1 protein-coding gene is annotated in these 1,254 nt (G+C 67.0%); it reads right to left on the bottom strand.

Annotated features, from left to right (window positions below):
* On the bottom strand, window positions 1-1,254 hold a 1,254-nt coding region (locus tag ABIB80_RS39315), incomplete at both ends, for a glutamate synthase-related protein (protein ID WP_354129652.1).

The following is a 1,254-nucleotide window of genomic DNA, read 5'->3' as shown; positions in this document are numbered from 1 at the left end:
GGCCTCGATCTTCACCGGCGCACCGCGGTCGAGCGCAGGCGTCGCCTGCTCGATCAGCGTGCGGTCGAGCACCGCTTCCAGATGATGGTTCTGGCGCTCGGAGTGATAGATCTTCTGGCCCTTCTCTTCCTTCTGCTTGACGAACAGCTTGGAGAAGTCGAGGCCCTTGGCCTTCCAGTGCGCGACCAGCTTGGTCTGGTCGAGCAGCTGCACCTGGCCGATCATCTCGTTGAAGCTGCGGAAGCCGAGCGAGGCCATGATCTCGCGGACCTCCTCGGCGACGAAGAAGAAGTAGTTGATCACATGCTCGGGCTGGCCGGTGAAGCGCTTGCGCAGGACCGGGTCCTGGGTCGCGACGCCGACCGGGCAGGTGTTGAGGTGGCACTTGCGCATCATGATGCAGCCGGCCGCGATCAAGGGCGCGGTGGCGAAGCCGAACTCGTCGGCACCGAGCAGCGCGCCGATCACGACGTCGCGGCCGGTGCGGAAACCGCCGTCGACCTGGACCACGATGCGGCTGCGCAGCCGCTCGCGCACCAGCGTCTGGTGGGTTTCGGCGAGGCCGATCTCCCACGGTGATCCCGCGTGCTTGATCGAGGTGAGCGGCGAAGCGCCGGTGCCGCCCTCGAAGCCCGCGATGGTGACATGGTCGGCGCGCGCCTTGGCCACGCCCGCGGCCACCGTGCCGACGCCGATCTCCGAGACGAGCTTGACCGAGACCGCGCCGTCCGGGTTGACGTTCTTGAGGTCGTAGATCAGCTGCGCCAGATCCTCGATCGAGTAGATGTCGTGGTGCGGTGGCGGCGAGATCAGGCCGACGCCCGGCGTCGAATGCCGGACCTTTGCGATGGTCGCATCGACCTTGTGGCCGGGCAGCTGGCCGCCTTCGCCGGGCTTGGCGCCCTGCGCCATCTTGATCTGCATCATGTCGGAGTTGACGAGATACTCCGTGGTGACGCCGAAGCGGCCCGAGGCGACCTGCTTGATCGCCGAGCGCATGGAATCGCCGTTCGGCAGCGGCTTGAAGCGGTCGGCTTCCTCGCCGCCCTCGCCGGTGTTCGACTTGCCGCCGATCCGGTTCATGGCGATCGCGAGCGTGGTGTGCGCCTCGCGCGAGATCGAGCCGAAGCTCATCGCGCCGGTGGCGAAACGCTTGACGATGTCCTTGGCCGGCTCGACCTGGTCGAGCGGCACCGGCTTGCGCTTCTCTTCGTCCGCGTTCTTGATCCTGAACAGGCCGCGCAGCGTCAGGAG

This window comes from Bradyrhizobium sp. i1.15.2 (genome assembly GCF_040548425.1).
In the GTDB taxonomy this organism is placed as follows: Bacteria; Pseudomonadota; Alphaproteobacteria; order Rhizobiales; family Xanthobacteraceae; genus Bradyrhizobium; species Bradyrhizobium canariense.
The sequence above is the reverse complement of the archived record's forward strand: the minus strand, read 5'-3'. Positions and strand labels throughout refer to the sequence as shown.